Below are 5028 nucleotides of genomic sequence, written 5' to 3' on the forward strand. Positions count from 1 at the left end.
CCCTAGAGAACCAAGCAGCCGAAATATGCGATGTTATCATGATTGCTTTTCGAGACCGACGTCCCGACTTTGGCTAATGAGTACAACCCCAACTATGCATCAGACAAAAACATGTATAATTTTTTATACAAGTTATTCAATAACAAGAGTCCCACATGAACATTCATTCGCTTTGCGCTGCGCTATTACTCAGCATCGTCTCATCAGCTACAGCAGCTGAAAACATTCGTATTCAATATTCTCCCATAGAGACAACTCATGAAAAAATCGCCCAACAATCGATTCAAAGCAGCGATTTAAACACCATCTTTGTTGAGCTGTCTCAGGCCTACTTTCCATTTGATAAAGCTCTCACGCTGGTTTACGGCGGAGAAGATGGTCCAATGTATGATCCTGATACACACACAATATACGTTCCTTACACTTTTTATTTGGAGTCGCTCAATTACTTCTCCAATAATCAGTATGAAGAACGCTTCGGAAAATCCCCAAAAACAGGGGCGCTAGATACGTTATTGCACACTTTACTTCATGAAGCTGGACATGCTTACATCGAAGATCAAAGCATCCCTGTTCTCGGAAAAGAAGAAGATGCGGTCGATAATTTTGCCACTATTTTAATGATTGACTTCCTAGAAGATGGCGCAGATATGGCCATTAGCGCCGCCGACATGTTCGCATTCGAATCCGACGACAGACCGGACTACTACGATTTTGGCGAGTACATTGACGAACACAGCTTTGATTTGCAGCGTTACTTTTCAACGTTATGTTTGGTGTACGGTAGTGATCCGGAGCAATACAAAGCCTTACTCGATGAAGTAGAAAAAGACTACCTGCGTGATCGCAAAGAGTTCTGCCAATTCAATTACGGCAACATTCGCGACAATTGGCTGCATTACTTGCAAAACAATGAACCAAAAGAAAATTCGCCACGTAAAAGCGATTAGAAAATCTCAAACAAGAAAACCGCAATGACAAAACTCACCATATTTTATGACGGAACCTGCCCGCTTTGTGCCAAAGAGATGAAGGCGCTAAAACAACGCGATTCCAAGCAGCACATCAAAACCGTCGATATCTATAGTGATGCATTCGCAGATTATCCGCAGATCGATCCTGAACAAGCCAACACCATTTTGCACGCCCTCAACGAAAAGGGGGAACTTCTGCTTGGGTTGGACGTGACTCATCGTGCGTGGCAATTAGTTGGTCGCGGTTGGCTCTACGCTCCACTGCGTTGGCGCCTCGTTAAACCTGTTGCTGACTGGCTTTACCTCAAATTCGCAAAGAATAGGTATCGCGTCTCATATTGGTTAACAGGGACTTCTCGTTGCAATAGTGGGTCGTGTTCACGTTAATTGTGATCCCGCTTAAAAATGCTACGACCTTCGTCTAGATTTACAAATTTCCAGTACTTCTGATTGATTAACTCGGTTAATCTCTAAGCATTACAACAATAAGTATTAACACTTTTATCAGGCAAGCTTATTCAGCTTGTCACTTGTAACGCTGCGCCGAGAGAAGGACGTCTCTATGAATCTGACGATCAGAAAACGACTATATATCCTTTCAATAATTCCAATTCTAACTATGGCAATAGGCATGATGTGGTTCACCTACGTACAAACCACGGCCTACAACGAGCACGAGATTGAGCAAACTCGAAGTCAAATGATGGAGATGAAAAAAGCCGAGCTCAAAAACTACGTCCAAATGGCGCGCTCCGCCGTCGAGCCACTACTCGCTCAAAATGCCCCACTTGAAGAAGCACTGCCTATCTTGAAACAGTTGGAGTTCGGTCAATCCGGCTACATCTTCGGTTACGATTCAAAAGGCGTGCGTGTCGTGGTGGGTAAAAACACCAAAGGCATCGGAGAGAACTTCTATAACTTGCAGGACAAGAAGGGCAATTACCTGATTCAGGATTTGATCAAAAATTCCAAAACTGGTGAGTTCACGACTTATTACTTCCCGAAACTCGGTCAGAACGAAGCGCTACCGAAATTAAGCTACTCGGTCTTTATTCCTGAATGGGATTTGATGTTGGGTACGGGCTTCTACACTGACGATATCGACGCCATTGTGGCAAACATGGAAGAAGCCGCGCATCAGGCCCTCAACACCACACTGACAGCAATTGCTCTATTCTGTGTCTCGATTGCAGCCATCGTTGCAGTCTTCGCGGTGTTTGTTAACCGCAGTATCATGAAGCCTATTGAGCAGTTTGATGCCTCGATTCACTCTTTCGCGCAAGGCGATGCAGACTTAACCGCACGCATGGAAGAATCGAGCGTGCCGGAGTTCACCCAGCTTAGCCGTAACTTCAATATCTTCGTTGAAAGCCTGCAAGGCATCATCAAGAGTGTTAGCCACGTAGGGCAAGAAGTGGTTTCTGAAACCAACGACATGTCACAGCGAGCATCGCAAGTGGACGAATTGGCTTCAGGTCAACGTGAAGAGACCGAACAAGTCGCAGCGGCAATGACCGAGATGACAGCAACGGCGCACGAGATTTCAAACAACGCTAACCAAGCAGCGCAATCAGCCAGAGACGCCGATGAAAACTCACAACAAGCAAAACACATTGTTGATTCAGCAGCGAACTCTGTCGAAGCGCTCGCGCTAGAAGTGTCAGAAGCCAGCACGGTGATTTCTCGTTTAGAGAGCGACGTAAAAAACATTTCTTCTTCTCTAGAAGTGATTCAGGATATCGCCGAGCAAACCAACCTATTGGCACTGAACGCAGCCATTGAAGCAGCCCGTGCTGGTGAACAAGGTCGCGGCTTCGCAGTCGTTGCCGATGAGGTTCGTAAACTGGCGAGTCGCACTCAAGACAGCACAGGCGAAATTCACCAAATGATCGAGCAGTTGAAGTCTGGCTCGGATGCGGCAGTGAAAGCCATGGGTTCAAGCCAAGCTCGTGGTGAAGCAACAGTGGAAGAAGCACGGGCAGCCTCTGCCGCACTGCAAGAAATCCAAGCCGCGATTGCTAACATCATGGACATGAACACGCTGATCGCAACGGCAACCGAAGAACAAAGCCAAGTTGGGCAAGAGATTTCACAACGCATCGAAGTCATCTCTCAACAAAGCAGCCAATCGGCGCACCTTGCGAATCAAAACCGCGCAGGCAGTGGCAACCTCAACCACAAAGCTAACGAGCTGTACGACTTGGTCGGTCGCTTTACGGTCTAGAGCTTTCCTCAAACACTCAACATGCAAACAGCGACGCCAAAACGTCGCTGTTTTTATTTCTGCTATCATAATGCGACTTAGCTATAATGCCGCCAACTTAGCACCCACAAGGGCAAACAAGATGATTATTATGACCACCAATTTCGGTGACATCGAGATTGAACTGAACCTAGAACGAGCGCCAGTTAGCTCAAAGAACTTCAAAAAATACTGTGAAGATGGCTTCTACAACGGCACCATTTTCCACCGCGTTATCGACGGCTTTATGATTCAAGGTGGCGGTCATACCGAAGACATGGCAGAAAAGCCAACACGCGGACCAATCGCGAACGAAGCAAACCGTGGTCTAAAGAACCTTGTTGGCACTATCGCAATGGCACGAACCGATGCTCCGCACTCTGCAACGGCACAGTTCTTCATTAACTTGGAAGACAATGATTTCCTAGACCACACCGCAACCACCAACCTAGGCTGGGGCTATGCCGTGTTTGGTAAAGTGACCGCGGGTATGGATGTCGTAAATCGCATCGCGAAAGTAAAAACGACCTCTAAGCTTGGTCACGATGATGTGCCATGCGATCCAATCATTATCGAGAAAGTGACGATCAGCGAATAAACCCATTCGCCTCTGCAGAGAAATCGTCGCTATAAAACGAAGAAAGCGCCTAACGTCTGATGACTTAGGCGCTTTTTGTTTTTATGACTCAGCCGATTAGTTGGGCTTATAACGAAGTTATTGATAGAAAAGCTCAGCTTTGGCTCCAACCAAATCCAGTTCAGAGCCTTGAAAATCAGCCAGATATTCAGCAACAAGGTTGTACCCAACCCAATACCCCATGTATTTCGGCCAGCGGCTTTCATCGCTGCCAAGAAAGTAAGCGTCGAAGTTGTAATCTAAGCTGGTCAACTTGCCTTTCATCTCAGCGTAGAAAGGGCGCCAATCTTGATCTTTGATTTGCTCAAACAAGCTCGGAGTGACGCCGCCATTCACCTTACGTTCGAAGTGACAAGCTAACCCTTCCATAATTAGTACATCACCAAGTGCAACGCCACTTTCTCCCGCTCGCATACGGAACAGGTGATGCAACTCATGCGCTAACACTGCAGCTAGTTCTTTCTCAATAACGTTTTTAATATCAGTACGTTGAGTATCAAGTAGAATCTCTACACGATAGGCACTTAAGCAATAGCCACCAATCCCCGTCTGCGGTACGTCATTGCGATCAAACGGGCTAATGGTGAGGTCAATGTTACTCAAATCAAAGTAACTAGAAAGTTGTGAGCTCAGGTCATCAAGTTTCTGATGTAAATACTCAGCGAGTGGAGACAACTCTCCCGTTGCATTTAAGAGGGTTACGCGATAACTCATTTATCTTCCTTGATAATGTGGGTTAAGAGCAGCGAGTTTACAGTGTAAAGAGTGAGCAGTTCTAGCGATTACATTCCTTTGAATAAACTTTGAGATGCACGGCTCACAGGGAGCTTGTTTTCTCCAACGTGAACAAACATTCTGCCAGCAAAGTCTTTGTTTACTTTGTTAATTTTGCACACTTGCACCACGCTTGAACGGTGCACTTGCCAGAACTGCTCTGGGTTAAGCTGCCCTATCAACTCTTTCAACGATGTACGAATCAAATACTCCTGCACTTTGCCTTGTCCTTGTTGGGCATACACAGAAACGTATTTTTCTTCCGCTTTGAAATACAACACATCAGACGTGGCGATCAGATGAATGTCTTCCCCTTGCGTCGCTTTGATCCACTGAAGATATTGCGGAGTTTGTGGAGCGGATAATTGTTGTAACTGTTCTAACAGGCTGCTCATCTGCAC

Annotated in this window: 6 protein-coding genes; 4 read left to right on the forward strand and 2 right to left on the reverse strand. The window is 46.1% G+C overall.

Features of this window, described 5'->3' with window-relative positions; translation table 11 throughout:
- The first annotated feature begins 155 nt into the window (after nucleotides 1-155).
- The 4 genes from CAG68_RS05605 to CAG68_RS05620 all read left to right on the forward strand — a co-directional run bounded on the left by CAG68_RS05605 (nucleotide 156) and on the right by CAG68_RS05620 (nucleotide 3814).
- Nucleotides 156-950 carry a DUF4344 domain-containing metallopeptidase gene (locus tag CAG68_RS05605; RefSeq protein ID WP_161440903.1) on the forward strand — a complete coding sequence of 265 codons (795 nt, stop codon included), beginning with the start codon at nucleotides 156-158 and terminating at the stop codon, nucleotides 948-950.
- A 24-nt stretch (nucleotides 951-974) separates the two neighbouring features.
- On the forward strand, nucleotides 975-1361 hold the full coding sequence (locus CAG68_RS05610; RefSeq protein WP_054576513.1) for a thiol-disulfide oxidoreductase DCC family protein: 387 nt from the start codon (nucleotides 975-977) through the stop codon (nucleotides 1359-1361).
- Nucleotides 1362-1536: 175 nt separating this feature from the next.
- On the forward strand, nucleotides 1537-3198 hold the full coding sequence (locus CAG68_RS05615; RefSeq protein WP_054729148.1) for a methyl-accepting chemotaxis protein: 1662 nt from the start codon (nucleotides 1537-1539) through the stop codon (nucleotides 3196-3198).
- A 121-nt stretch (nucleotides 3199-3319) separates the two neighbouring features.
- Complete coding sequence (locus CAG68_RS05620; RefSeq protein ID WP_041059372.1) at nucleotides 3320-3814, forward strand: peptidylprolyl isomerase; 495 nt, start codon at nucleotides 3320-3322, stop codon at nucleotides 3812-3814.
- 117 nt (nucleotides 3815-3931) lie between these two features.
- Here the strand turns inward: CAG68_RS05620 and CAG68_RS05625 are convergent, their stop codons facing one another.
- On the reverse strand, nucleotides 3932-4567 hold the full coding sequence (locus CAG68_RS05625; protein ID WP_054729145.1) for a DUF2268 domain-containing putative Zn-dependent protease: 636 nt from the start codon (nucleotides 4565-4567) through the stop codon (nucleotides 3932-3934).
- Between the two features lie 68 nt (nucleotides 4568-4635).
- The coding region (locus CAG68_RS05630; RefSeq protein ID WP_161440904.1) for a LytTR family transcriptional regulator DNA-binding domain-containing protein at nucleotides 4636-5028 on the reverse strand (393 nt) is incomplete at its 5' end.

It is taken from the genome of Vibrio sp. V42_P2S4T144, from assembly GCF_009904715.1.
Classification (GTDB): Bacteria; Pseudomonadota; Gammaproteobacteria; order Enterobacterales; family Vibrionaceae; genus Vibrio; species Vibrio alginolyticus.

What these genes read in the sequence shown, in the direction of transcription:
- CAG68_RS05620 (WP_041059372.1), top strand. Translation starts at nt 3,320, where the DNA reads ATGATTATTATGACCACCAATTTCGGTGACATCGAGATTGAACTGAAC.
- CAG68_RS05605 (WP_161440903.1), top strand. Translation starts at nt 156, where the DNA reads ATGAACATTCATTCGCTTTGCGCTGCGCTATTACTCAGCATCGTCTCA.
- CAG68_RS05615 (WP_054729148.1), top strand. Translation starts at nt 1,537, where the DNA reads ATGAATCTGACGATCAGAAAACGACTATATATCCTTTCAATAATTCCA.
- CAG68_RS05610 (WP_054576513.1), top strand. Translation starts at nt 975, where the DNA reads ATGACAAAACTCACCATATTTTATGACGGAACCTGCCCGCTTTGTGCC.
- CAG68_RS05625 (WP_054729145.1), bottom strand. Translation starts at nt 4,567, where the DNA reads ATGAGTTATCGCGTAACCCTCTTAAATGCAACGGGAGAGTTGTCTCCA.